Below are 25,300 nucleotides of genomic sequence, written 5' to 3' on the forward strand. Positions count from 1 at the left end.
TCAGCACTGCGCCCAGGCGGCGACCGGGCTCGCCAGCAGGCTCAACCCGGCCAGTGCCATGGCCAGACGCGGGCGATACGGCAGCAACAGCACCAATGCCAAAGCGCTGAGCATCAGCACCGCGAACCAGTCGACCAGACCGAAACTCCAGCCATTGACCGCGACCGCCGCCCACAGCGAAAGCGCCAGCAACAGCCATCCCGCCAACGCCAGACCCTGACGGCGGCGCGTCGACGGTTTGGCGCCGAGCAATTCGGCGTGATGACGTGGCATCGACAGGCACAACGCGGTGAAGCCGGCATAGCTGAGCAACAGGACCAGCAGCATCAGTTGGCCCCCTGTTCGACTGTGATCGAGCGAGGCGAAGGACTTGCTTTGCGAACGCTGACGGAGTCGCCCGGACGCTGCATCTTGCGCGCAACCCAGCCGAGAAAAAGCCCCGTCGCCAGACAAGTCAGATCAAATCCGGCCAGTGCCCAGTCGCGCTGCATCAGGGTCGCGCCAAGATTCCACGGTGTGGTCAGCGCATTGATCAGCGGCACCGCGATAAACAGCGCAGCGCCGAGCGTCAGCTGTTCGATCCACGCCTTGCGTCCCGGACGCAATACCGCGTGCACCACGCTCAACCCCCAAGCGATAAAGAACACATTTACTTCCCAATCGGCCCGCCCCGCCAGACTCACCGGCAGCAGTCGATTGGCCAGAAAGAACACCGCCACCGCCGATACCAGGCCGGCCATGCTGGCGATATTCAGCACCTCGACCAGGCGCAATTCGAACGGCAGCGCCGCGCTTTTCACGTGCTTGAGCTGCCGCTTGCCGAGCCAGATCACCAGCCCGGTGCTAATCATCGCCGTGCCGGCCAGTCCGCAAATGAAATACAGCCAGCGCAACAGCGGCCCGGCGAAATGGCCCATGTGCAAACCGTAGAACGCGCCACCCACCGCCATCGCCATGGGTTGATCGGGGGTGCTGCTCAGAAGCTGCCCGGTGAAGCCATTGAACGTCACCGCCCGGCCGAAATCATGCACCACCCGATCGCCCGCGCGGGACAGCACCACCGTGGCGCTGGCATCGCCCGGGTTGCTCACCGACAGGCGCGCGGTGTGGCCGCCCGACCACTGCTCGCTGGCCTTGGCCAGTAGCGGCGCCATGGCGGTCAGCGGTGCGGCGACATCGGCGCGCTCGGGCGTCTTCGACGCGGGAAAGACTTCGTCGTAGAACTTGCGCACGTCGCTGCCGTAAGAGGCAACGATGCTGGCGGGCATGACCATCGACATGAAAATCACCAGGCTGCTGTAAGTGATCATCAAGTGAAACGGCAGCACCAGCACGCCCACGGCGTTATGCCCGTCGAGCCAGGAACGCTGGCCCTTGCGCGGGCGGAAGGTGAAGAAGTCCTTGAAGATTTTCTTGTGGGTGATGATGCCGCTGATCAGTGCAACGAACATCACCATCGCGGCGAGGGTCGCCAGCCAGCGCCCCCACGGATAAGGCATCTGCAACTGGAAGTGGAAACGGTAAAAGAACTCGCCGCCCATGCTTTCGCGACCCTGTACTTCGACTCCGGTTTGAGCATCGAGGGTTCGGGATTCGAAGCGGCCGCGCTCGCCGGGTTTGCCCGGCGCCTGCTGCCAGCGCACCGTCAGGCCGGGGTCGCGGGCATCGGGCAAATCGATCAGCCAGCGCGAGGCGCCGGCGGCGTGTTGCTGCAGATAATCTTGCGCCAGCGCCAGGCTCGCTTCGCTATCAAGCGAATGTGCAGCGATTTCCGGCTGCATCCAGTGGCTGATTTCATCTTTGAAGTAAGCGAGCGTGCCGGTGAAAAAAATCGCGAACAGCAACCAGCCGAACACCAGCCCGGCCCAGGTGTGCAGCCAGGCCATCGCCTGCCGGAACCCTTCCTTCATGCCAGCCCCAGACCGCGCGCGACACCGGAAACGGTGGCGAGAATCACGCTCGGCACCAGCAGGCCGACCCAGGCCGACCACGCGCTGCGGCAGGCAAAGCACCAGAGCACGGCAACCAGATAGACCAGAAAGGACACGGTCATGCCAGTGACCACCGCTTCGGCGCGGTTCAGCGGCAGCCACAACGTCAGGGTGACACTGGCCAGCGCCGCGACCAGATAGCCGCCGAAAATCGCCGCCAGCACTCGCGAAGTGACGGCCAGACGATAGGACATGGGAAGGGTTGCGAGTTTGCCTTTCATGTTTCGACCCTGAAACGAAAAACGTTCGGCCGACAAGCCGAATCTACAGGCGAGCAATATTAATGATAAATATTCTCATACGCAAAAGCATCTGATTGCCGGACACTGTCGCCAGCCTCTACAATGCGAACCGTTCTTGTTCTCTAATGCACGTTCTCTACGCAAATTTTGCGTCCGGAGTCATTTCGTTGCCGCCCGCCCATCCCGTCGAATCGCTCTACCATGCTCATCACAGCTGGCTCACTGGCTGGTTGCGGCGCAAGCTCGGCTGCCCCGACAGCGCGGCGGATCTGGCTCAGGACACGTTCATCAAGGTGCTGACCGCTCGCGAGCCACCGGTGATCATCGAACCGCGCGCCTTTCTCACCACCCTGGCCAAGCGCGTGCTGTTCAATCATTACCGGCGCCAGGATGTGGAACGCGCCTACCTCGAGACGCTGGCGCAAATGCCGGAAATGGTCGCGCCGTCGGAAGAGCACAAAGCGATCATCCTGCAGACGTTGATCGAGCTCGATGAGCTGCTCGACGGCTTGCCGCGCCAGGTCAAACGCGCCTTTCTGCTCGCGCAGGTCGATGGTCTGACTTATCCACAGATCGCCGCAGAACTGGGTATTTCGGTGGCCACGGTCAAACGCCATTTGAACAAAGCGGCCATGCGCTGCTATTTCGCCCTGTGAATCGGGTGCCGGATTTCTCCGCGCAAGTCGCCGAACAGGCGGTGCACTGGTTGCTTGAAATGCAGCAGGACACCCTCACCCCGCGCCAGCAGCAGGCCTGGCAACAATGGCTGGATGCACACAGCGAACACCGCCGAGCGTGGGAACACATGCAGCGGGTCAACCAGCGCTTGCGCGGCGTTTCGTCGCCGTTGGCCCACGCGGCGTTGAACGGACCGAAGTCCGGCAGCCGCCGTCAGGCGTTGAAAATGTTGCTGATTCTCGGTGCAGGCTCAGCGGCGACCTGGGGCATGCGCGAGCACACGCCGTTGCCGTCGCTGCTCGCCGATTACCGCACGCCGGTCGGCCAGCGGCGCAAGATCGGCCTGGGCGGTGCCGATTCGTTACAGCTCAATACCGCCAGCTCGGTTGATGTTGATGGTGCGCAGCGTACGATTCGTCTGCTCGAAGGCGAAATGCTGTTGAGCGCCGCACACTCGTTTGAGGTCCGCACGGCACACGGCGTGCTGAAAAGCCAAGGTGCGCGCCTCAATGTGCGGCAGTTTGCCGAGCGCACACAGATCGCGCTGTTTGAAGGACGAGTCGAACTCATCGCCAGCCAGCGCGCGCCCCTGCTGCTGCCGGTCGCGCGGCAGTTGAGTTTTACTGCCAGCTCGGTCAGCGAGGCTAAACCGCTGGACGCCAATAGCGGCGCCTGGACTGACGGCATGCTGGTCGCCGCCCATATGCGCCTCGGCGATTTCCTCGAAGAGCTTGGCCGCTACCGGCGCGGGCAGCTGCGGTGCGACAGCCAGGTTGCCGATCTGCTGATTTCCGGGACGTATCCGCTGGATGACAGCGAGCGGATTCTCGACCTGTTGCAGATCAGTCTGCCGGTCAGAGTGAAGCGCTTTACCCGTTATTGGGTGAGCATCGAAGCGCTGGTGTAAAAAAACGCCAAAACCATGAGCCGTTTTTCAGATCTGGCGTGACAGAGAAGGAAAGCCCCCTTGATTCCACCTTCTCAGGATCATCCACATGCAGCCCACCCGCCTTACGCCACTGGCCCGCAGCCTGCGCAATCTTCTGCTCGGCGCCAGCCTGAGTTTCACCGCCCTGCCCGCTGCGCTGGGCGCCGAGACCAAGGTTTATCACATCGCCCCGGCGTCGCTGGAAACCGCGCTGAACCAGTTTGGCCGTGAAGCCGGCGTGCTGATTTCCTTTGGCTCGCAAGTCACCAGCGGTGTGCAGAGCCGGGGTCTGGAGGGCAATTACACGACGCAACAAGGCCTCGATGCGTTGCTCGAAGGCACCGGTCTGCAAGCCCGCGCCGAAGGCGACAATGCCTTCAGCCTGCAACCGCTGGCTGATGCGGCGCTGGAGCTGGGCACCTCGACCGTAGTCGGCGACTGGCTCGGCGATGCGGCGCAGATCAATGTCTTCGAACACCCCGGCGCGCGTGATGTGATCCGCCGCGAAGAATTCGAACGCCAGGGCGCGACCCAGGCCCGCGATGTGCTCAACCGCATCCCCGGTGTGAACGCGCCGGAGAACAACGGCACGGGCAGCCACGACATGGCGCTGAACTTCGGTATTCGTGGTTTGAATCCACGCCTGGCCGCGCGCTCGACAGTATTGATGGACGGCATCCCGGTACCTTTCGCGCCGTATGGTCAGCCGCAGCTTTCGTTCGCGCCGATCAGCATGGGCAACATGGATGCGGTGGACGTGGTGCGCGGCGGCGGTGCGGTGCGTTATGGCCCGCAGAACGTCGGCGGCGTGGTCAACTTCGTGACCCGGGCGATTCCTGACGAGCCAACGGTCAAGGGTGGGTTCCAGACTGAAACCAGCCCATCGTCGAGCCACGACGGTTTCAAAACCAGCGCCAATCTGCTGGCCGGCGGCACCAACGCCAACGGCCTCGGTGGTGCGCTGTTGTACTCCGGCACCCGTGGCGGTGACTGGCGTGAACACAGCGATACCGAGATCGACGACCTGATCCTCAAGGGCAAATATCAGCTCGACGACGCCAACAGCTTCAACGCCATGGCCCAGTATTACGAAGGCAAGGCCGACATGCCCGGCGGTCTCAACGTCGCCGATTACGATGCCGATCCGTATCAATCGACGCGGCCGAAAGACCAGTTCTGGGGGCGCCGCACGATGTTCAACGTCGGCTACCGCTATCAGGAAGATCGCCGCGAATTCACCGCCAACACCTTCTTCACCAAAACCCTGCGCAGCGGTTATCTCGATCAGGGCACATTCCTTTCGTTGTCGCCCCGCGAGTATTGGGTACGTGGCCTGGAAACCCGTTTCGCCCAAGGCTTCGATCTGGGTCCGAGCAGCCATGAAGTCGGCGTCGGCTACCGCTACATCAACGAGGCCGGCCACGAACTGCGTTATCGCACGCCGATCAGCGCCAACGAATACCCGACCACCAGCAGCCGCAACGACCGCGACACTCGTGGTGGTACCGAGGCAAACGCGTTCTTCGTCGATGACCGCATCGACATCGGCAAATGGACCATCACCCCGGGCGTGCGCTACGAGATGATCGAGTCGCAGCAGACCAACAACCTGACCAACGTCAAATACAAGGGCGACTACAACACCGCGCTGCCGGCGCTGAACGTGCTCTATCACCTCACCGACAGCTGGAATCTGTACGCCAACACCGAAGGCTCGTTCGGCAGCGTGCAGTACAGCCAGATGCCCAACCGCGTGAGCAGCGGCGAAGTGAAGCCGGAAAAGGCCCGCACCTGGGAACTCGGCACTCGCTATGACAACGGTGCCCTGCGCGCTGAAATCGGTGCGTTCCTGATCAACTTCGACAACCAGTACGAAAGCAACCAGACCAACGATTCGGTGATCGCGCGCGGCGAAACCCGCCATCAGGGCATCGAGACCAGCGTCAATTACGCGCTCGACGACTTGAGCCCGGCGCTGGCCGGTTTCGATGTCTACGCCAGTTATGCCTATGTCGACGCAACCATCCGCGAGGACGGGCCGAACAAAGGCAACCGCGTGCCGTTTTCCTCCAAACACAAAGGCACGATTGGCGTCGGTTATACCGAAGGGCCATGGAAGCTGAATCTGGACAGCAGCTTCCAGAGCGACCAGTTTGCCGACAACGCCAACACTTCGAAGGAAAGCGCCGATGGCAGCACCGGCAAGATCCCTGGTTACATGCTGTTCAGCAGCCGCGCCGGGTATGACTTCGGACCGCAACTGTCGGATTTGAATGTGGCGGTGGGGGTGAAGAACATCTTCAACACGCAGTACTTCACACGCTCGTTCGATGACAACAACAAGGGCAAGTACGTGGGTGAGCCGCGGACGGTTTATGTGCAGACTTCGGTGGCGTTCTGAACAGACTCTGAAGCCTTCTCCCCATGCGAAAAAAAACGGGCCTGCATCAGCAGGCCCGTTCTCCTTGTGTGACTTGTGCAATCAGCGCATCAACTGTTGATCGCTGCCTGTTCGTTCTCGTCGAATTCTTCCGCCAACAGCTTGTCGTTGGCTTTGCCGCTAAACGGCACTACAGCGGCGCGTGGCTTACCTCGCAGTTTGCCGAACAGGTGCTCCAGGGCGTGCTCAAGTTTCTCGGCAGCGCCGTCAATTGCCAGCTCCAGCGAATCGGCTTTGTGAGTCACGGAAATCGGTTGGTGGCCTTTTGGCCGCGCTTCCAGTTGGCAGCGCAAGTCATGGGGACCTGGTTTGTCACCGTTCTCGTCGCTCAGGTGGACTTCGACACGGGTCAGGTCTTCTTCATAACGCTCGAGCGTGCTCTCAATAGTTGTACGTACCCACTCCTCCAGTCGCTGACTACTTTGAATATGGTTATCGCTGTTGACTTGGATTTGCATAGTTCATCCCTTATTTCAGCTAGCTCGCTGGAGGCCTTGAGTTGAATTTCCTGACCTCCTGGTTACAACAATCGGCCCGAGCGACGAACATTTCAACCCCTGAAAAAAGAAAAATATTCATTCGCAAAAAAAGCCGGACAACCGAGCGAGGCGCTGTTAATGTCGGGAGTTGGGTCGACCCGCACCGCAGAAAAATCTGCTCACATCTGTTGCTCATTCAGCGGGTGCAGGCTGCGAAAAATCCCCGCCTCCTCCACCAGCCAGTCATGCACAGCGCGCACGCCTGGATGGCTCAACGCCCCCGGCGCATATAGCAGCACGTAGCGTTTATGGTTGGGTACCGACAAGCCGAACGGCACAATCAAAGTGCCGCGCTCCAGCTCATCATTGAGCAACGTGCGCCGGGCAATCGCCACGCCCATGCCGGCAATCGCCGCTTCGATGGTCAGGTGATTGCGATTGAAGGTGTGGCCGCGTCGCACATCGGCGCCTTCGAAGCCGATCGCATTCAAATAGAACTCCCATTCCGCGTACTCGTAACTGCCACGCCAGGCGGTGATGTCGTGCAGCAACGGGAAATGCACCAGATCGGCCGGCCCGTGCAACGGCGGGCGCCCACGCAACAGGCTCGGCGCGCACACCGGAAATATCTGCTCGTCGAGCAAGGCTGTGGATAACAATCCGGGATAACTGCCATCGTTGAGGTCGATGGCCAGATCGAAATCGCCCTCATGCAAGGGCACGCTGCTGTCCTCGGCTACCAGGCGCAACTGGATATCCGGAAAGCGTTGCTGCAAGCGCGGCAGGCGCGGGGTCAGCCACTTGCCGAGAAACGACGGGATCGAGCGCAACCGCAGAGTCCCGCTGATCATCCCGGCGTCCAGCCGGCGCAACTCCGCATCGATGCTGCCATAGGCTTCGTTGACGGTAATCGCCAGCCGCTGCCCCTGTGCACTCAACTCAACGCCCCGCGCGCGCCGATGAAACAGGCGAAACCCCAAGCGCTCTTCCAATTGGCGAATCTGCTGGCTGACCGCGCCCGGGGTGATGTGCAGCTCTTCGGCACAACGGGTGAACGACAGGTGCCGCGCGGCACAGGCAAACACCTGCAGCCAGACATAGGTCTGGGCATGCAATTGACGACTCATTGTTTAGTCCTGCTAAAGGCTGTCTTAGGAGGTTTCGTTGGTCACCTCGAACCGAGGCAGGCAGTATCGCCGACATTGCGCTTGTCCGACAAAAAATGGCAGCGATTCCTACTCCATTGCTTGTAAGGGTTTAGCATGGCTATCAGTGTTTTCGATCTATTCAAAGTGGGCATCGGCCCGTCCAGCTCCCATACCGTCGGTCCGATGCGTGCAGCGGCGACCTTTGCCCAGGCTCTGATCGATCAGCATCTGCTCAATGATGTGCGACGTGTGCAGATCCGCCTGTACGGTTCGCTCTCGGCCACCGGCGTTGGCCACGCCACTGACCGCGCAACGGTCATGGGCCTGATGGGCGAGTGGCCGGACAGCATCGATCCTTCGACCATCGATCCACGCATCCAGCAACTGCGCGAAACCGGGCAACTGTCCCTCGCCGGTCAACGCTCGATTGCGTTTGACTGGCAGAGCGATCTGCTGCTGCTCGACGAGAGCCTGCCCTACCACCCCAACGCCATGTCGCTGAGCGCCTTTGGCGAAAGCGCCGAGCTGTTCGCGCAAACCTATTACTCGGTGGGCGGCGGCTTCATCGTCGAAGCGGCTGAAGCCGAGTCTGGCGTGGCGCCAACCAGCGACGTGGTGTTGCCGTACGATTTTTCCAGCGCCGCCGAACTGCTCGCTTTGTGCAAAAAGCACAATCTGCGCGTGTCCGAACTGATGATGGCCAACGAGCGCGCCTGGCGCAGCGATGCCGAGATTCGCCAAGGCCTGCTGCACATCTGGTCAGTGATGCGCGAGTGCGTCGAACAAGGTTTGCGCCACGAAGGCATCCTGCCCGGCGGCCTGAAAGTACCGCGCCGCGCGGCGAAACTGCATCGCAGCCTGTTGGAAATCGGCAAACCGAATGTGATCAGCTCGACCCTGTCGGCGATGGAATGGGTCAACCTGTTCGCCCTCGCCGTCAACGAAGAAAACGCGGCCGGTGGGCGCATGGTCACCGCGCCGACCAATGGTGCCGCCGGGATCATTCCGGCGGTTCTGCACTACTACATGAAATTCAATCCGGATGCGTCTGACGATGACGTCGTTGCGTTCTTTCTGGGCGCCGCCGCCGTCGGCATTTTGTGCAAGAAAAACGCCTCCATCTCCGGTGCCGAGGTCGGCTGTCAGGGCGAAGTCGGTTCGGCATGCGCGATGGCCGCCGCCGGCCTCGCCGACGTGCTAGGGGCGACGCCGGAGCAACTGGAGAACGCTGCCGAAATCGGCCTGGAACACAACCTGGGCCTGACCTGCGATCCGGTCGGTGGCCTGGTGCAAGTGCCGTGCATCGAGCGCAATGCCATCGCGGCGGTGAAGGCGATCAACGCCACGCAAATGGCCCTGCGCGGCGACGGCAATCACTTTATTTCCCTCGACCGGGTGATCCGCACCATGCGCGACACCGGCGCCGACATGCACGACAAGTACAAGGAAACCTCGCGGGGCGGGCTTGCGGTGAACTGGGTGGAGTGCTGATCGGCCTGACTGCACTGTCAGCGATCATCCGCTGATTCCTGCCCTGAAAACGCGCCACAAAAAACGGCGAGCCCCGAGGCTCGCCGTTTTTTTCGCCGTGTTTATTGTTCGACAATTTTTCCGGCATGCGCCTTGCTACAACACCCTTGAGGCAAACGGACATTGCAAACCTCAGCGAACGAGATGCCAGTGGTCTGGTGTTGCGAACCAAATCGGATCATGGCCGGTCAACAACTGCACGTTCAATCAGGCGGTGACGCATCATGGACAACCCATTTCAGATCATTACCGATGCTTTCGCGCCGGACTACCAGATCAATCTGAGCATTCAGGGCCTGGACGGCAGCATCATGCTGACGCTATCCAACGCCGGCCGCATCGTGGCCAAGCGCATGATCAGTGCCGAACAGCGCAACGATCCCGAGCGTTTGAAACGGCTGGTACAAAGCATCCAGTTCGGCATCGCCATCGAACAGGGCCACAGCGCCATGTCGATTCTCGAAGCCATGACCAGCGGCGCCGGGCTGACCCCGCCACCGCCAAGGGTCAAAGGCCAGCCCGGCCAGGCGGCGGGCCTTTAGAGCTCGCCCTTCTCCACTTCCGGATGCTCGCTGGAGCCCGTGCCGATCTTGCGCTGCGGGTTCTCGATCTTCACTGAGGGGAATTGCGACGAAGCGTAACGCACCACCAGGATCGCAAACGCCAGCAGCAGAATGCCGCCGCACAGGTAGATGATGCCCATGTCCGGCGGGTTGTGGTGCGAGACGTTGGAGATCAGCAGGCGCGTCAGTGCAGTGATCGCCACGTAGATCAGGAAGCGCACCGGCATGTGGTTGGTCTTGAAATAAATCCCGACCATCGCGCCCAGTTCCAGATAGATGAACAGCAACAGGATGTCATCGATCTTGATGTGCCCGACTTCGAGCATGCCGAGAAACTCCATCACCGCAGCCCACGCCGTCACCGCACCGATGGCGAACAGCGCCAGATAGTGGAAGGTTTCGACGAACAGGTTGCCCAGGGACTCGGCCAGTTGATGCACGTTACGCCGCAGTTTCTCGGCCCAGTTTATTTTCACGATGAGTTTCCTTAGCCCGTTTCGGGCGGATGATGCGTATCGCACGTGACGGTTTTGCGCGCGCGCCTTGTTGCAACGGTTTTCATGCAGGTTCAGGGCCACGCATCATGGCGATCCGCCGCAAATCCCGCGCCGTGGCGTTTGGTCGCAGGCTAGCGGCTTTGCACAATCCCCGTGGGAGCGAGCCTGCTCGCGAATAGCAGCCACCCCGTCCCCCTGACAAACGCCAAATCCGGTCTACATTGAAAAGCCACTACCCATGGCGCAGGGATTCGCTTATCCTTTTCGCTGTATATGGATACAGTAGTCGTCAAGACAACTTAACGTGAAGGCATGTGAGGTGGTGAATGGCCGTCGAAGTGGTATACCGCAGCAGCCGAGATCTGGAGCGCTTGTTCATGGATAAAGCCGAAGCTGATCGTCATGACAAAATGCTCGAACTGGCCGAATATCTGGCCGATGTGCTGCAAAAAGCCGTTCCGTCCCTGACCGAACAGCAAGTGGAAGAAGCCGGGATCTACATGGCGAAGAATCGCGATGTGTTCGCCCGGGCATTCAAGAGCCAGCCCGATGCGCTGTCGGAGCTGATCAATGCGCCGGCCGAGCCTGTCGAAAAAGCTGAAGCGGCAGAACCTGACGAGGCGCCGGCGAAGCCAGCCAAAGCAGCGAAAGCGCCGAAGTAATCAGAAAGATCGCAGCCTTTGGCAGCTCCTGCATTCCAAGGAGCTGCCGAAGGCTGCGATCTTTTGCTTTCAGCGATACAAAACCTTTTCCGCCAACTCATCCGCCACCCGCGCCGGCGAACGTTTTTCCGCCTGCGCGTGAGCGAAGACTTCTGTGAGCCGCGAACTGATTTTCGACAGATGCGCCGTAATCGTCGGCAACTCCTCGCCACGATGTTTCAGCGAAACGTAAATCAGCCCGCCAGCGTTGATCACATAATCCGGCGCGTAAAGAATCCCGCGCCGTTCCAGTTGGTCCGCCACATCCAGATGGGAAAGTTGATTGTTCGCCGAACCGGCCACCGCCGAGCAGCGCAGTTGCGACACCGTGTGACTGTTGAGCACACCGCCCAACCCACAAGGCGCGAGAATGTCGCACGGCGTGCTGAGCAATGCGTCGTTGGCGATCGGGTGAGCATTGAGCTGCTCCATCGCCAGTTGCACCTTGCCGTGGTCGATGTCACTGACCAGCAACTCGGCGCCGGCAGCGTGCAGTTGCTCCGCGAGTGCAAAACCGACATTGCCAAGTCCCTGGATGGCGACGCGCAGACCTTCGAGGTTGTCGCTGCCCAGGCGCGCCATCGCCGTGGCGCGAATGCCAGTGAACACGCCCATGGCCGCATGCGGTGCCGGGTCGCCTGCCGAGGTGGTGCTGGTGACATGCCGCGTCTGTTGAGCAATGCAGTCCATGTCCGCCACTGAAGTACCGCTGTCGATGGCGGTGATGTAGCGGCCGTCGAGCTGCTCGATGCAACGGCCGAAAGCCTCGAACAACGCGGCGCGATTCTCGACATGGGCCGGGCGCACGATCACCGCCACCCCGCCGCCCTGCGCGAGGCCGGCGAGCGCCGCTTTGTAGCTCATGTTTTGCGCCAGGCGAATGGCGTCCTCGACCGCAGATTCGTCGTTGGGATAGGCAAGGTAACGGCAGCCGCCCAGGGCTGGCCCCAGGCGACTGTCATGAATGGCAATGACCGCCTTCAACCCGGTGACCGGGTCCACGCTCAGGTGCAGCGATTCCAGGCGAGTGCTTTGCATGAGAGCGAACATCGACAGGCTCCCGAATCACTTCTTGTAGAACGCCAGTATAGGCTTGCCCCTGAAAATTGCTGGCGCGCACCGGCATGAGCCGCCGAGCGGACAATGCTGCGCCGCTATAACTCGCGCTCAACGCGCCCGGCACTGGACGAACCACCCGGACGGGGCTAAAACGAGGCATTGGAGGGAGATTCAGATGAGTGCGCGCCAACGCTTTTTCGAATGCCTGCATCGTTCACCGCCGGCCCTGCTGGAAGCTGCGCTGTGGATAAGTGCCGAGCACGACAAAACCCTCGAACCCGAGGCATGGCTGAACACCTTCAAGGATCTGCAACTACGCGTCAGCTATGGCCTGCCGATGCTGCCGGTCAGCGAACTGGCGCAACCGTTGTTGCGGCGCATGGTCGATCTCGGTTTCGCACAGGATGATTTCCTGCCGCTGCGCCCACAGGCGGCGCTGCTGCATCGCGTGTTGCACACCCAACGTGGTCAGCCGTTGGCATTGGCGTTGATCGCACTGGAATTGGCGCGTGGGCTGGAGATTCCTTTGGTCGGGGTCAACTTCCCCGGACATTTTCTGCTGCGGGTACCCGGCGCCGACCACTTGCTCGACCCTTGCGGCGGGCGGCGACTGTATCCCAACGACTGCCGAGAACTGTTGCAACGCCAATACGGGCCGAACATGCAGCTCAGCGCCGAACATTTGCTGAGCGCAACGCCGGTGCAGATGCTGCAACGTCTGTCACGCAACCTGCGCCAATTGCACCTGACCCACGACGATCACATCGCCGCGCTGATCGACGCAGAACGAGTGCTCGAACTGGGCGATGCGAAGGCCTCCGATTACATGGCCCGGGCCAGTCTTTATCAACGGCTGGATTGCCCGAACGCTGAACGCTTCGATCTGGAGCATGCGTTATTGCTCAGCGAAGACCCGATCCAGCGCCTGCGCCTGACCGAACGCCTCGGCCATCTGCCGCCCAACTCCGTCGTGCATTAACTGCCTTCCGCAGGCTGCCCCCATCCTTGAGGCCCACACAAACCTGTGTGGGAGCGAGCCTGCTCGCGAAAGCGGTGTGTCAGCTGAATGAAAGGCCACTGACACTCCGTCTTCGCTAGCAGGCTCGCTCCCACAGGAATTACGGGGTGTCTGGTTGATTGGCAGGATGCGCCTTGATAAACGCCGGATGTTCAGCCGCCAACGCAGCCACACGGCAAATCTTCGGATACGCCTCCAGGCTGACGTTGAACCGCTCTGCCGCATACAACTGCGGAATCAGATACACATCTGCCACGCACGGCCATTCGCCAAAACAGAAACCGCTGTCGCCGATCAACTGCTCCACTGTCGCCAGCCCTTGGCTGATCCAGTGACTGATCCACTCCACCACCTGCGTTTCATCCTGCCCGGACTGGCGCAGGCGATTGAGTACGCTGACGTTGTGCAGTGGATGTACATCGCAGCCGATTACCGCCGCAACGCCGCGCACCTGCGCGCGCGCCACCAGATCATCCGGCAGCAACGGCACCTGCGGGTAACGCTCTTCCAGATACTCGATGATCGCCGGCGATTGAATCAGCAGCGCGCCGTCATCGGTGCGCAAGGCCGGCACCCGGCCCTGCGGATTGAGCGCCAGATACGCCGCTTGCCGATGTTCACCACCCGACGGTGCGATCAGGTTGACCGGCAGCGCCTGGTAATCGAGGCCCTTCAACGCCAGCGCAATCCGCACCCGGTACGACGAAGTGGAACGGTAATAGCCATAGAGATCCATAAGCCGCTCCTGTCAGCGCGCAGCGATCACGGTGCCGCGACATTCGCCGAAGCCAATCGCGGCAAAACCTTCGCGGGCGCAGCGGGCACGCAGGATGATTTCGTCACCGTCCTCAAGGAACTTGCGCACTTCGCCGGAGGCCAGTTCGATCGGCTTCTTACCGCCCTCAGTGATCTCCAGCAGGCTGCCGAACTGGCCGTTTTCCGGGCCGGACAAAGTGCCCGAACCAAACAGGTCACCGGCCTGCAACTGGCAACCGTTAACGCTGTGGTGCGCGACCATTTGCGCGACGGTCCAGTACATGTAGCGGGTGTTGCTCAGGGTCAGGCGATGGGCCGGCAGGTTCTGCTCGCGCATGGTTTCGGTACGCAACAGCACTTCCAGCTCAATGTCGAAGGCGCCGCCATCCTGGTCACGCTTGTCGAGCAGATATGGCAACGGCTGCGGATCACCTTCAGGGCGGGCCGGTTGTGCCGTGCGGAACGGCTCAAGCGCTTCGGCCGTCACCACCCAGGGCGAAACACTGGTTATGAAACTCTTCGACAGAAACGGCCCGAGTGGCTGGTATTCCCAGGCCTGGATATCCCGTGCCGACCAGTCGTTGAGCAGGCAGAAACCGGCGATGTGCTCGGCAGCGTCACCGATGGCAATCGGCTCGCCCATCTCATTGCCCTGGCCGATCCAGATGCCCAGCTCCAGTTCGTAATCCAGACGCGCGCATGGACCGAATACCGGTTCAGTCTGCCCGGCCGGCAACGTCTGGCCTTTCGGCCGGCGCACGTCGGTGCCGGACGCTCGCACTGTGGAAGCGCGACCGTGGTAACCGATCGGCACGTGCTTGTAGTTCGGCAACAGCGGGTTATCCGGGCGGAACAGTTTGCCGACGTTCTGCGCGTGCTCGATGCCGACGTAGAAGTCGGTGTAATCGCTGATCCGTGCCGGCAGGTGCATCTGGCAATCGGCAGCCAACGGCAAGACTTTCGCACCTTGCGCTTCGATGTTGCCGCGCAGCGTGCTGCCTTCACTGAACAGTTCGATCAGGCGTTCGCGCAGGGCCACCCGCGCCTCACGACCGAGTTCAAAGAACGCATTCAACTGCCCGCCGTGCATGGCTTCCACTGCACTGCGTGCGACACCGTCGAACAGACCGGCCTCGAGCGCCACCTGCAAATCGAAAATGTGCTCGCCGATCGCTACGCCCGCGCGAGGCGCCGAACCGTCCAGGCTGAACACGCCCAGCGGCAGATTCTGCAAGGGGAAATCGCTGTGACCGTTGGCCGAAGCGACCCAACTGCGGGGGATGGAATTCTGTGTCATGGGTTATCTCCGGGTCGGGTCGAACGTGGCGGGCAGCGTCGCCCAGCAAGCGTCGTAACTGGGTTGCAACTGTGGGCATTCGAGGGCGAAACGACTTGGGCGCAGCACCTGGCTGGTCTCGAACATGAAGGCCATGGTGTTATCGATTTTTGCAGGTGCAAGCTCGGCGTTGATCGCCCTGGTGCAGGTTTCGCCGTCCGGGCCGTGGGCGCTCATGCAGCTGTGCAGCGACGCGCCGCCGGGCACGAAGCCTTCAGCCTTGGCGTCGTATTCGCCCTGGATCAAGCCCATGAATTCGTTCATCAGGTTGCGATGGAACCACGGCGGCCGGAAGGTGTTTTCGGCGACCATCCACCGCGGCGGGAAGATCACGAAATCGAGGTTGGCCAGACCGTGCACGCTGGTCGGCGAGGTCAATACGGTGAAGATCGAAGGATCGGGATGATCGAAACTCACCGTGCCGATGGTGTTGAAACGGCGCAGGTCGTATTTGTACGGCACGTTGTTGCCATGCCAGGCGACCACATTGAGCGGTGAGTGATTGAGTTCAGTGGCCCACAACTGGCCAAGGAATTTCTGCACCAGAGTGGTCGGTTGCTGCAGGTTTTCGTAGGCGGCGACCGGGGTGAGGAAATCCCGTGGATTGGCCAGACCGTTGCTGCCGATCGGCCCCAGATCCGGCAGGCGCAGCGGCGCGCCGTGGTTCTCGGCGAGGTAGCCGCGTGCCTGTGGATCGAGCAGTTCGACGCGAAATTTCAGGCCACGCGGCAGCACGACGATTTCCAGCGGCGCCACTTCGAGTACGCCCAGTTCGGTGGCGATACGCAGGCGACCGAGTTGCGGCACCAGCAGCATTTCCCCATCGGCGTTGAAGAACACCCGCTCCATCGAACGGTTGGCGGCGTAGTTATAAATGCTGATGCCGGACGGTTTCTCGGCGCCGGCGTTGGCCGCCATGCTGACCAGGCCATCGATGAAATCCGTTGGCTCGGTCGGCAGCTCCAGTGGATTCCAGCGCAGACGATTGGGGGTTACTTCACCCAACGGTCCGCCGGCCAGTTGCCGTTCCAGTTTGACGAACGCCGGGTGGTTGGCCGACGGCTGGATCCGGTACATCCAGGTACGCCGCGCTTCGCTGCGCGGCATGGTGAACGCGGTGCCGGAGAACAGCTCGGTATACAGGCCGTACGGGGCTTTCTGCGGAGAGTTCTGGCCAACGGGCAGCGCGCCGGGCAACGCTTCAGTGCTGAATTCGTTGCCGAAGCCGGACTGGTAAACCAGGTCCTGCGCGGTTGAATCGGGGTTCATGGAGCCTCCTGAACAGGGAGTCGGCAGTGGCCCATCGCTCTGGATCAGAGGTCTCGGCACGCCGGGGTTGTTATTATCGTAATCTGATTACGCATAACGTAATTTGCTCGCTATCCAGCGTCAAGCTATAAAGACGCCCATTCGAACCGGAACCGCCAGCCCCATGGAAAAAACCAGCGACAGCAACGGCAAACAGAAAGTCCGCTCCGCCGAGGTCGGCACCGACATCCTCAAGGCCTTGGCCGAATTGTCGCCGTCGACTTCGCTGTCGCGTCTGGCCGAACACGTGCAGATGCCGGCGAGCAAGGTCCATCGCTATCTGCAGGCGTTGATTGCCTCCGGATTTGCCGAACAGAACACCGCCACCAACCATTACGGCCTCGGTCGCGAAGCACTGCGCGTGGGCCTGGCCGCGCTCAACAGCATGGACGTGCTGAAAGTTGCCGCCCTGCCGCTGTCCGAGCTGCGCGATGAACTCAACGAAACCTGCTTTCTCGCGGTGTGGGGCAATCAGGGCGCAACCGTGGTGCATATCGAACCGGCGGTGCGCGCGGTGACGGTGGTGACGCAATTGGGTTCGGTGCTGCCGCTGCTCAGCTCGTCCACCGGGCTGGTGTTCAGCGCTTACCTGCCGCATCGGGAAACCGATGAATTGCGCGAGCAGGAGATCGCTGTCGCGGAGCATCCGCTCAAGGATGAAACAGCCTATGCAGCGCTGTGTGAACAGATCCGCGAACGCGGTCTGCATCACGTGCATGGTTTGTTGATGCCGGGTGTGGATGCGCTTTCTGCGCCAGTGTTCAACGCGGTCGGGCAGATCGCTGCGGTGCTGACCATCGTCGGCCCGACCTCACTGTTCCACGCCGACGAAAACGGCCCGGCGGCGCAGCGTTTGTTGGCTGCGACCCGGGCCGTGAGTTGGCGCATGGGTTACGAAAGATAAATCAGACTATGAGCGCTCGAAACGGCTCAGCGAACCGTGGTCTTGCTTAATGCAGACTCAGCCTCTTGCATCAGTGCCTTGAAGAACCCGATCAGTTCATCGGCGGGGTCTTCATGGCCGGTGTAATACGTAACCAGCTCCGCGACCGTGCGGGCGTCTTCAAACAAACTCAGAAACGAGCGTTGCGCACGGGTAAGTTCTTTAGCCGGCGCCCCCGCCGCTGCTGCCTGACCCAATGTCAGCAGTCCGCTCAATACATCCTGCACATGCCCCAGCGCGGCGGAATAATCACCACGTCGGTGCGACTGCGACGCGTCGTAGATGCTTTTCATCACCTGCACAGCCACCACCACAGTGCCTACGGGTGGCACCAGCAGGCTGACAATGTTTGCGGCCTTCAACAGATTTTCATAAACCACACCGGCAATTATTTCGTTGAGACTGGTGGTCCGTTCGTCGATGTCACTCAATACACGGCGCACTCGCTCGTCATGGAAAGTGAACAGATCGGGCAGTAACGAACGCTGCTGTGTGCGAATGACCGGTCGGGTATCAACCGTTGCGACCAGATTATCGAAGTAGTCATTGGTCACTTTCTGGTCAACCAGCAGTATCCGCTCGCTGTAATAGTTCCTGAACGGGCCTTTTCGAAAACGAATCGAAGGAATGAACTCAGCGATCGGCCGGAAGTTGACTTGATCCGGCGCGTCAGGCGTATAGAGCAAGTCGAAGAAACCTGACGACAACTTCAGTCGAAAAATATAAACGCCGCCAACCGCGCGGTCCCCAGGAGTCGTCAGACCCAGCGCGCCAATATTGAATTTATACAGCCCGATATCACCTTCGGCGGTGCTGGTCCCTACCGACTGATAACCGCCACTCTCTTTCAGGTTATCGATAACCTCTTGGACAGCAGAGAAAGACTCTGTCGATAATCTGCCGTTGGTGAAATCGGCAAACGCATTGCGATACATCTCACAGCGGATTTTCCGAGCATGTACCGCGCGCTTGAAAGCGTGATCAGGATGCGCCTTGTTCAGATATTGCTCTTCCAGCATCGCGCTGTATCGGTCACCAGGGCGGAAGGTTTTCGATAGCGAAGACAAATCCCGGATATCCAGTTTTTCAACGAGGGGATGTCCATTCACCAAGTAATATTTGGGGCTGTACTTGGTTTCATAGGCCGGATGCACCGCTTCGAAAGCGAGTCCGTCAAGCAGGACGTCGGTAACGCTCTTACGAAACTCTTCGGTCTGAATAATGATCTGATCGGGATTGACCGAAACGTTGCTGCCACGCGAACGCAATAGGTCTTCTATCTGGGCTTTCACCGCGTCATAGGTGAACTGCTCGAAGGTCGGAAAACCATTGTCTCGTACATCAACCGTGGACAACGCCTTGAGTTCGGTTGTCAGACGCGAATAGCGCTTGCGCCCCTCAATGCCAAGCGCCCGATAAGCTGCCGGTGCAATGGCCTTGTGCAGCGCAACTTCGGCTCGGTAGGCGACATTTACGTAGTCCGCCAAAGGTGCCTTGGCGTTCAGATAAAGATCGACCGGCCGGCTATCAAGCGTGTAGCGGTAGCTCAGCTGAGTACCAGCGCTGCCAAGCAACTCACCCGCCTCGTGCAGGTAGTCGGGATGGATCATCAATGCGGCGTATTCACGATCCGCCGACAACGCCGACTCCAGCCAGCGGTTCGCCGCGTAGATATCGGAAAATTTCTGCAGTTCGAATTGCCCGTCAGCTGTTTTGACCAACATCAGCGACGGTGCGTATTCTTTGGCCGAAATCATCAGAACATCTTTCAATGCTGGGACTTGCAGCCTGATTTTCAGGCCCTGAATAGTCACCGCAGGGTCGTTGGCCATGGCTCGCGCGATGATGTTCGCATCGGTGGAATCCAGCTTCCCGGACTGGCGAGCTACAAAAACTGCAAACTCCATCTGGCTGAAGAGATAGTTGCGATAGGCCTCCTGCCAAGCAACCGACGGCGAGTATGCAAGACTGCCGGTAAACTCTAGGCGCAGGTTACGATTTTCCAGCCACTGCTCGAGCGCTACTGCCGTCAGCCGACTTCCGTCGGGAGCGCCGATGATGGTCAGAGTCGCTTTGTAACCATTGTCGTGCAGACCGAAAACAAGAAACTCCGTCAGCGTCCGGGTTTCTTCCTGTTCGATGGTCCGTCCGGCAACTTGCAAAGTGTACGAGCTATGGACACTGATCGCTTCAGGATCCAGGCGTTCGTCAAAGGCCCTCTGCGCCCATGCGGCGAACGTGCGCACCACATAGTCCTTGAAAGAAAAACACGTATCGAACGCGCTCGAATATGCAGCCTCATACTGGTCTTTGGATTCTTCAAGCTCGCTATAACGTTGTTGAACATCGCTACCAGCGGCATGCAGCCAAAGCGGCCAGTCGGTGCGCTTCAGTGCTGCCCAAAGCAGATAAAAGCGGGTGTCGATGCCGTAACGCAGCACATGCAGGCGTTGATTCTCCTGAAGCATGGAGGTCAGCGGTTTTTCCAGTTGTGCCTGGCCACTGATCAAGGTTGCCACGCTTTCAAGCTGACCTTTGAGGTGAGCCTCTGCACAAAACGCATGAGGATTTTGCGTGGCTTTCGGATAACTGATCTGCTCGCTACGCAGGGAAAGTCGCTGCTGAAGTTTGCTGTGCAAATCGGTATTTTTTTCAAAGAACTCAAAGCCGTTTTCCGGCGTGTGCAGCAGATAGGAAGTCGACTCGTTGACCAGTTGCATCTCTGCGACCGCACGCTCGGCGTTGTCCAGAACGAAACAGGGCTGGCGCACCAGAAGATAATCCTGTGCCGGTTGCAGGTTGACTTCAAACGCTGCGCGACCGGCATCTGCTTCCAGCAGATGAGCGAATCGCTCGCCCAATCGGGCATCGAAATTGTTGGCCATGACCGACAGCGACAGCTCTGCACCGGTGACCACGGCATAGGCCTTGATGAAAGCCTGTTTGTTCGACAGCGGTGCATTGTCGGCATGGACGGGTTTCGCTGGCGCAGCCCAGAACTTTGCGATCTCGGCTCGCAATGTTTTTTCCAGTCCGGCAGTTACAGCAGCGATCAGATCTTCAACAACAATGGTATTGAGCACGTTGACTTTGAATTGCTCACTGAACGTATCTGGCAGAACGAAAACCCCATCGCCCCCCATAATATAGGCAGGACTTATATGGTTATTCAGACAATGAACCGTCACCTCCCAAAGAGTGCCTGATGGCCGATTTTCATCGGCAGGGAAAGCAGGATCCGTATTGATATAGACCTTGTCGATATCAACTGTTTTGCCCAGACGCTTCAATTCACCTTCAAGCATGTTGCGCAGAATATCCAGCACGCTCGGCATGGCGTCGATGATCTTGAGCAGATCGGTTTTAGCCTGTGTTGCCTTTTCCCACTCTTCCGGCCAGGTAACCTGCTCACCGAAAGAACCACGCATCAAACTTTTATATAACTTGGCCACAAACTTTCCTTACTTGATTATCCAGAGCTGCAAGTGCAGCCACCGCCGATAATTGCAAGGTAGTTTCTTTTTCAGCCGACATGAAGCTCGAACAAATTACAAAACATGCCACCCACCAACGTAAACCATGTTGTGCTACTGAAATTTACAAAGCTAAACCAGTATCCCCATCAACTTGGCTTTCGCCACAGCCTGGGTTCTGCGTTCTACACCCAACTTACCGTTAATCCTTCTCGCATGGGTTTTTACTGTATGTAATGAAATAAACAGTTGTTCGGCAACTTGCTGATTAGAAGCCCCTTGAGCAATCAACATCAGCACTTCGCGTTCGCGCCGACTGAGGCCAGGCGCCTGTTCATCGTTATCCCGCGGCCAGGCAGAAACCTCCTTGCCAGACCCAGTGCCGAGGCTACCTCGGCGTAATTCCCACTCGCGCACGGCTTGCTGCAATCGGCAACGCTCCGCCAGCGTTGCGGCTCGCTGGAACGCTTGCTGCGCCGCTACCGTGTCACCGTGCGCTTCGGCCAACTGCGCGAAGGCCAGCAACAATTCCGTTTCCGCCGCCAGCATGCCTTTGGCCTGAGCGCGCTTCAACAATCGCTCAATGGTGGGCAGAGCGGTTTCGTCCGGGTCCGATTGCGCATTCGCGCAGGCCAGCAGGTATTCGATGCGAATAATCAGTTCGAACGTCGCGGGTGGCGCCTGCAACGCCGAAGGTCCCCGGTAATGCCGTAACAGTCGGCTCAACGCTTCTTGCGCAAGATGCGGTCGGCCCTGTTGCAACCAGAACTGGCTGCTCACCTGCAACACAACACCGCGATAGACCGTATCGGGAATCTGCCGCTGCTGCATGACCCTTTCAGCCTCGCGCAGGCGCTCGAAAGCGCAGGCATAATCGCCGCGATTGCCGGCCAGTTGCGCCTGCCCCAGATAACCATACAAGGCCCGCTTGTCGTGGCTGCGCAAGCAATCTTCAAGGCCTTCGCTGAACAACTGCGCAGCCTGCGCTTCAAGTCCCATGCACAGCGCCAGTCGTCCGCGCCGCAGGGCAATCCGGCCGAGCAGTGGCACGGGCACTGTGGCGCGCAGGCGCAGCAAGTGCTCGATCTCCACCAGCAGGCTTTCGGCACGCAAAGGCGCGCCTCGCTGCTCGAGCCATTGCGCATGGTCAAGCTCAAGCAAGCCTTCGAACAGCAACGAGCCGTGAGCCCGCGCCAGGCACAGCGCCTCGCGGTTGAGGGCATGGGCCTGATCAAGCTCACCGCACAGCAACGCCTGCTGGGTCAGTCCTGACAGGCACATCAGACGCGCCTGCCAGGCCTCGTCAGCCAGCGCAGACAAAGCCTCCTGAAAGCAGGTGCGTGCCGGCACCATTTGCCCTTGCAGGTGAAAAAGCCACCCCTGTTGCGCCTGCCAGCGGGCCAGCAGTTGCTGCTCCAGCTGCGCTCTCGGTTGCGGCATGAAGCGGCCGAGATGAGCCAGACATTGCCCGGCCTGTTCGAACCGACCGGCAAACAGCAAGGCTCCGGTAACCAGCCCGATCAGCTGCGGTGTCATCAGGGTCAGCTCCTGACTTTGTTGCTCGTGCAAACGCAACAGCAGGACGACGGTCTGGTCTTCGAACAGATCCTCGAAGCTGAAATGCTGCAACAGGCTGACGGCAGTTTCGTATTCCTCGGCCAACAACGCTTGCTCGAACGCCGCTCGCCAATCCTGCGTCGCGCTGAACCACTGACAGGCGCGCCGGTGCCAGGAACGCGCACACGGCCAGTGCGACTCCTGGATGATTCGCGACAGCGGGCGGAACACCTGGAGCCAGTCAGCGGATTGCTGCCATGGCTCGATAAAGCAGCCCAACACCTGCAGATCGTGCAGCAGCCGCGCGCCTTCGCCGGCGCCGAACAAATGCTCGCATAACGGCGCGTTGAACCGTGGCAGGTGAGCCAGCACACGCCATGCCTCGTCCTGTTCCGGCGTCAGGTTGCTAAACAGTTCGTGCTGCAGATAATCGAGCAGAGTGTCGACACGCTGCTGCGGTTGCAGGTTTTGCGACCAGTCGCACTTTTGCAGGAGCGCCATGCGCGCCCCCGCGCACCAACCGCCAGTACGCTGGATGATACGGGTGGCGACACGGTCCGCCTGGTCAGGCGGCAAATGGTGCAACACCGATACAACTTCATCGTGAGTCAGCGCCAGGCTGGCGCTCTCGAATTCGTAGAGTTCGTCATCGAGCAACAGCCGCGGCCAGTTGCACTGCGGCCGGCGGCGAGTGCTGATCCACCAGGTGAGCGCCGGGCTGCTGACTGCCAGCAAGCGATCCAGCAGAGCATCCACAGCCGGATCCGGCAGCCGACTGTAATCGTCGATGAACAGCGACGTCGGCCTCGACCAATGGGCCAGCTCCGCCATCAGCTGCCTATCATCAAGGACTTCGACCAGCCCGAGCGCCCGCGTCAGACGCCGGCAAAATTCATCGGCGCTGAGCGCTGCTCCCGCCAGCGGCAGCCAGATTGCCTCGCACTCCGCGCGCACCTGAAGAAGACATTCGGTGAGCAGTGCGGTTTTGCCACTGCCTGCCGGCGCGCACAACAGCCTGACCCGTGCGTTCGATGTCAGCAAAGGCGCAGTCAAGCGACTGCGAGGCTGATGATGTGAAGAAAGCCTGGGCAAAAATCCGGGTCGATCCAGGCACGGGGTCATGGCGGTCATCGGGTGAGCCTTCTTATCGTTGTGCGCTCACCCTAGCCCTCTCCCGCGCCCTTGTTGACGAGTATTCAGCACGCTGATTGATGGCCATAAAAAAGGCGACCGTGCGGTCGCCTTTTGTCCAGCTGTACAGCAGAGCCGTTAGCGCACGCCCTCGGCGCGCAGGGCCGAAGGTGTGTAATCGGCAGCCTTGGCTTCAAAACCGAATTCGAAGCTGTGCTTCTCTTCGTTCTTCATGCCCAACGCAATGTAGCGGCCGGCAATGATGTCGTAGAGCGCTTCCAGCGTGTAAGCCTGAGCCTGATGATCGTAGTAGTACTGCGCGTGACCTTCAGCAACGCGCCACAGTTGCCCGCGACCGTCGTAGTGATCGGCCAGCGCCACTTGCCAGCTGTCCTCGTCGATGTACATGTGGCGCTTGGCGTAGATGTGCCGCTCGTTCGGTTTCACCGTGCCGATCACTTCCCAGACGCGGTGCAGTTCGTAACGGGTCAGGTCCTGATTGATGTGCCCGGCCTTGACGATGTCGTCGTACTTGAGCTTCGGCGAGTCGAGCTTGTAGCTGTTGTAGGGAATGTACATTTCCTTCTTGCCGACCAGTTTCCAGTCATAGCGATCCGGCGCGCCGGAGAACATGTCGAAGTTGTCGGAAGTCCTCAGGCCATCGGCTGCTGTACCCGGACCGTCATAGGCCACTTGCGGTGCGCGCCGGACCCGGCGTTGACCGGCGTTATAGATCCACGCCAGACGCGGCTCCTTCACTTGATCGAGGGTTTCGTGCACCAGCAGCACGTTACCGGCCAGCCGCGCCGGAGCAGTCACCGATTGCTTGAAGAAGGTCAGCACGTTGGCAGCTTTTTCCGGATCGATGTCCTTCATCAGTTGCGGCACGGCGATCTCTTCTTCGAAACGGATCGGCGTGTAGCTGCCGTTGGTCTGCGGCGTGACCTGGGTAATGATCCGCCGCAGATTGCCACCGTGATAACGGGTGATGTGGTTCCACAGCACCTCGACGCCGTTCTTCGGAATCGGGAAGGCGTAGTAGCGGTTGCCGGTGAAATTGGCCAGGCCGTTGCCGTCGTTGATCGCGTTGACGTTCAGCGCGCTGCGCTTGGCCGACTCGTAGATTTCCGCTGGCGCCCCCACGGTGCGGTGGGTCGGGTAGACCGGGATCTTGTAGGTTTCCGGGTAGCGCTTGAACATCGCCACCTGGCCATCGGAGAGTTTGCTTTTGTACTGCTCGACGTTCGCGGCGGTGATGGTGAACAGCGGTTTTTCGTTGGCAAACGGGTCGGCGAGGAAGCCCTTGCTGTCCACCGCACCGGCGTTTTTCGGGATGCCGCCGGTCCAGGCCGGAATCGATCCGTCCGCATTGCCGGCCTTCTCGGCGCCGAGCGGGGTCAGGCTGGTGCCGAGCTTGTTCGCTTCATCCGGCGACACCGCCGCCATCACGTTGGCCGCCAGCAGACTCAAGGCCAGCACGCCACATTGCAGAATCGTTTTGCGCATTGCAGTCATCCTTCTC

The 25,300-nt window shown here is 60.1% G+C and carries 20 protein-coding genes and 1 pseudogene; 8 read left to right on the forward strand and 13 right to left on the reverse strand.

All coding sequences use genetic code 11. The features are described 5' to 3' along the window. From KVG87_RS20130 to KVG87_RS20140, 3 genes are read right to left on the reverse strand one after another with little or no spacing between them, the layout of a single operon-like run. The gene (locus KVG87_RS20130; RefSeq protein WP_217852269.1) at positions 1 to 327 is read right to left on the reverse strand and encodes a DUF3325 domain-containing protein; all 327 of its coding nucleotides are present in this window, start codon (positions 325 to 327) and stop codon (positions 1 to 3) included. Further along, positions 327 to 1,910 carry a PepSY-associated TM helix domain-containing protein gene (locus KVG87_RS20135; protein ID WP_217852271.1) on the reverse strand — a complete coding sequence of 528 codons (1,584 nt, stop codon included), beginning with the start codon at positions 1,908 to 1,910 and terminating at the stop codon, positions 327 to 329. Before KVG87_RS20135 ends, KVG87_RS20130 begins: the two co-directional genes overlap by 1 nt. Beyond that, complete coding sequence (locus KVG87_RS20140) at positions 1,907 to 2,212, reverse strand: DUF3649 domain-containing protein (RefSeq protein ID WP_076567789.1); 306 nt, start codon at positions 2,210 to 2,212, stop codon at positions 1,907 to 1,909. Before KVG87_RS20140 ends, KVG87_RS20135 begins: the two co-directional genes overlap by 4 nt. 146 nt (positions 2,213 to 2,358) lie before the next feature. Here KVG87_RS20140 and KVG87_RS20145 point away from each other — a divergent pair, with 146 nt between their 5' ends. From KVG87_RS20145 to fecA, 3 genes are all read left to right on the forward strand, one after another. Continuing rightward, positions 2,359 to 2,889 (forward strand): sigma-70 family RNA polymerase sigma factor, encoded by a 531-nt coding sequence (locus KVG87_RS20145; protein WP_122601871.1) that lies wholly within the window; start codon positions 2,359 to 2,361, stop codon positions 2,887 to 2,889. Continuing rightward, the gene (locus KVG87_RS20150; RefSeq protein WP_217852273.1) at positions 2,886 to 3,818 is read left to right on the forward strand and encodes a DUF4880 domain-containing protein; all 933 of its coding nucleotides are present in this window, start codon (positions 2,886 to 2,888) and stop codon (positions 3,816 to 3,818) included. Before KVG87_RS20145 ends, KVG87_RS20150 begins: the two co-directional genes overlap by 4 nt. A gap of 88 nt (positions 3,819 to 3,906) precedes the next feature. Next, positions 3,907 to 6,240: a TonB-dependent Fe(3+) dicitrate receptor FecA gene (gene fecA, locus KVG87_RS20155; RefSeq protein WP_217852275.1), complete on the forward strand. Its 2,334-nt coding sequence runs from the start codon at positions 3,907 to 3,909 to the stop codon at positions 6,238 to 6,240. A gap of 89 nt (positions 6,241 to 6,329) precedes the next feature. Here fecA and KVG87_RS20160 read toward each other — a convergent pair whose 3' ends face one another. Next, positions 6,330 to 6,737: an HPF/RaiA family ribosome-associated protein gene (locus KVG87_RS20160; RefSeq protein WP_076565917.1), complete on the reverse strand. Its 408-nt coding sequence runs from the start codon at positions 6,735 to 6,737 to the stop codon at positions 6,330 to 6,332. Positions 6,738 to 6,937: 200 nt separating this feature from the next. After that, positions 6,938 to 7,885 carry a LysR substrate-binding domain-containing protein gene (locus KVG87_RS20165; protein WP_016771630.1) on the reverse strand — a complete coding sequence of 316 codons (948 nt, stop codon included), beginning with the start codon at positions 7,883 to 7,885 and terminating at the stop codon, positions 6,938 to 6,940. Positions 7,886 to 8,020: 135 nt separating this feature from the next. Here KVG87_RS20165 and KVG87_RS20170 point away from each other — a divergent pair, with 135 nt between their 5' ends. Next, complete coding sequence (locus tag KVG87_RS20170; RefSeq protein WP_122750889.1) at positions 8,021 to 9,397, forward strand: L-serine ammonia-lyase; 1,377 nt, start codon at positions 8,021 to 8,023, stop codon at positions 9,395 to 9,397. 263 nt (positions 9,398 to 9,660) lie between these two features. After that, positions 9,661 to 9,978, forward strand: coding sequence for a DUF3509 domain-containing protein (locus KVG87_RS20175; protein WP_016771632.1), 318 nt, complete (start codon positions 9,661 to 9,663; stop codon positions 9,976 to 9,978). On the opposite strand, the gene KVG87_RS20180 is transcribed toward KVG87_RS20175, so the two are convergent. Then, positions 9,975 to 10,475: a phosphate-starvation-inducible protein PsiE gene (locus KVG87_RS20180; RefSeq protein ID WP_016771633.1), complete on the reverse strand. Its 501-nt coding sequence runs from the start codon at positions 10,473 to 10,475 to the stop codon at positions 9,975 to 9,977. The genes KVG87_RS20175 and KVG87_RS20180 overlap by 4 nt on opposite strands. A 347-nt stretch (positions 10,476 to 10,822) precedes the next feature. Here KVG87_RS20180 and KVG87_RS20185 point away from each other — a divergent pair. Further along, positions 10,823 to 11,077: pseudogene (locus tag KVG87_RS20185) on the forward strand (YebG family protein); the annotation flags it as partial. A gap of 150 nt (positions 11,078 to 11,227) precedes the next feature. Here KVG87_RS20185 and KVG87_RS20190 read toward each other — a convergent pair. After that, complete coding sequence (locus tag KVG87_RS20190; RefSeq protein WP_217852277.1) at positions 11,228 to 12,247, reverse strand: Glu/Leu/Phe/Val dehydrogenase family protein; 1,020 nt, start codon at positions 12,245 to 12,247, stop codon at positions 11,228 to 11,230. 184 nt (positions 12,248 to 12,431) lie between these two features. Between KVG87_RS20190 and KVG87_RS20195 the strand changes: the two genes are divergently transcribed. Then, positions 12,432 to 13,235, forward strand: coding sequence for a SirB1 family protein (locus KVG87_RS20195; protein WP_217852279.1), 804 nt, complete (start codon positions 12,432 to 12,434; stop codon positions 13,233 to 13,235). A gap of 139 nt (positions 13,236 to 13,374) precedes the next feature. On the opposite strand, the gene maiA is transcribed toward KVG87_RS20195, so the two are convergent. Genes maiA through hmgA form a run of 3 tightly spaced genes read right to left on the reverse strand, consistent with a single transcriptional unit; the run spans position 13,375 to position 16,635 of the window. Beyond that, entirely contained in the window at positions 13,375 to 14,010 is a 636-nt protein-coding gene (gene maiA, locus KVG87_RS20200) for a maleylacetoacetate isomerase (protein ID WP_217852281.1), read from the reverse strand. Between the two features lie 12 nt (positions 14,011 to 14,022). After that, entirely contained in the window at positions 14,023 to 15,327 is a 1,305-nt protein-coding gene (gene fahA, locus KVG87_RS20205; RefSeq protein WP_217852283.1) for a fumarylacetoacetase, read from the reverse strand. 3 nt (positions 15,328 to 15,330) lie between these two features. Beyond that, positions 15,331 to 16,635 (reverse strand): homogentisate 1,2-dioxygenase, encoded by a 1,305-nt coding sequence (gene hmgA / locus KVG87_RS20210; protein WP_150742806.1) that lies wholly within the window; start codon positions 16,633 to 16,635, stop codon positions 15,331 to 15,333. Positions 16,636 to 16,798: 163 nt separating this feature from the next. Here hmgA and KVG87_RS20215 point away from each other — a divergent pair, with 163 nt between their 5' ends. Continuing rightward, positions 16,799 to 17,578: an IclR family transcriptional regulator gene (locus KVG87_RS20215; protein ID WP_150636138.1), complete on the forward strand. Its 780-nt coding sequence runs from the start codon at positions 16,799 to 16,801 to the stop codon at positions 17,576 to 17,578. A gap of 26 nt (positions 17,579 to 17,604) precedes the next feature. On the opposite strand, the gene KVG87_RS20220 is transcribed toward KVG87_RS20215, so the two are convergent. The 3 genes from KVG87_RS20220 to KVG87_RS20230 all read right to left on the reverse strand — a co-directional run bounded on the left by KVG87_RS20220 (position 17,605) and on the right by KVG87_RS20230 (position 25,284). After that, entirely contained in the window at positions 17,605 to 21,069 is a 3,465-nt protein-coding gene (locus KVG87_RS20220; RefSeq protein ID WP_217852285.1) for a dermonecrotic toxin domain-containing protein, read from the reverse strand. A 153-nt stretch (positions 21,070 to 21,222) separates the two neighbouring features. After that, positions 21,223 to 23,778 (reverse strand): LuxR C-terminal-related transcriptional regulator, encoded by a 2,556-nt coding sequence (locus KVG87_RS20225; RefSeq protein ID WP_217852287.1) that lies wholly within the window; start codon positions 23,776 to 23,778, stop codon positions 21,223 to 21,225. A 138-nt stretch (positions 23,779 to 23,916) separates the two neighbouring features. Continuing rightward, complete coding sequence (locus KVG87_RS20230) at positions 23,917 to 25,284, reverse strand: DUF1329 domain-containing protein (protein ID WP_039759308.1); 1,368 nt, start codon at positions 25,282 to 25,284, stop codon at positions 23,917 to 23,919. Positions 25,285 to 25,300: the final 16 nt, after the last annotated feature.

Source organism: Pseudomonas siliginis (assembly GCF_019145195.1).
In the GTDB taxonomy this organism is placed as follows: domain Bacteria; phylum Pseudomonadota; class Gammaproteobacteria; order Pseudomonadales; family Pseudomonadaceae; genus Aquipseudomonas; species Aquipseudomonas siliginis.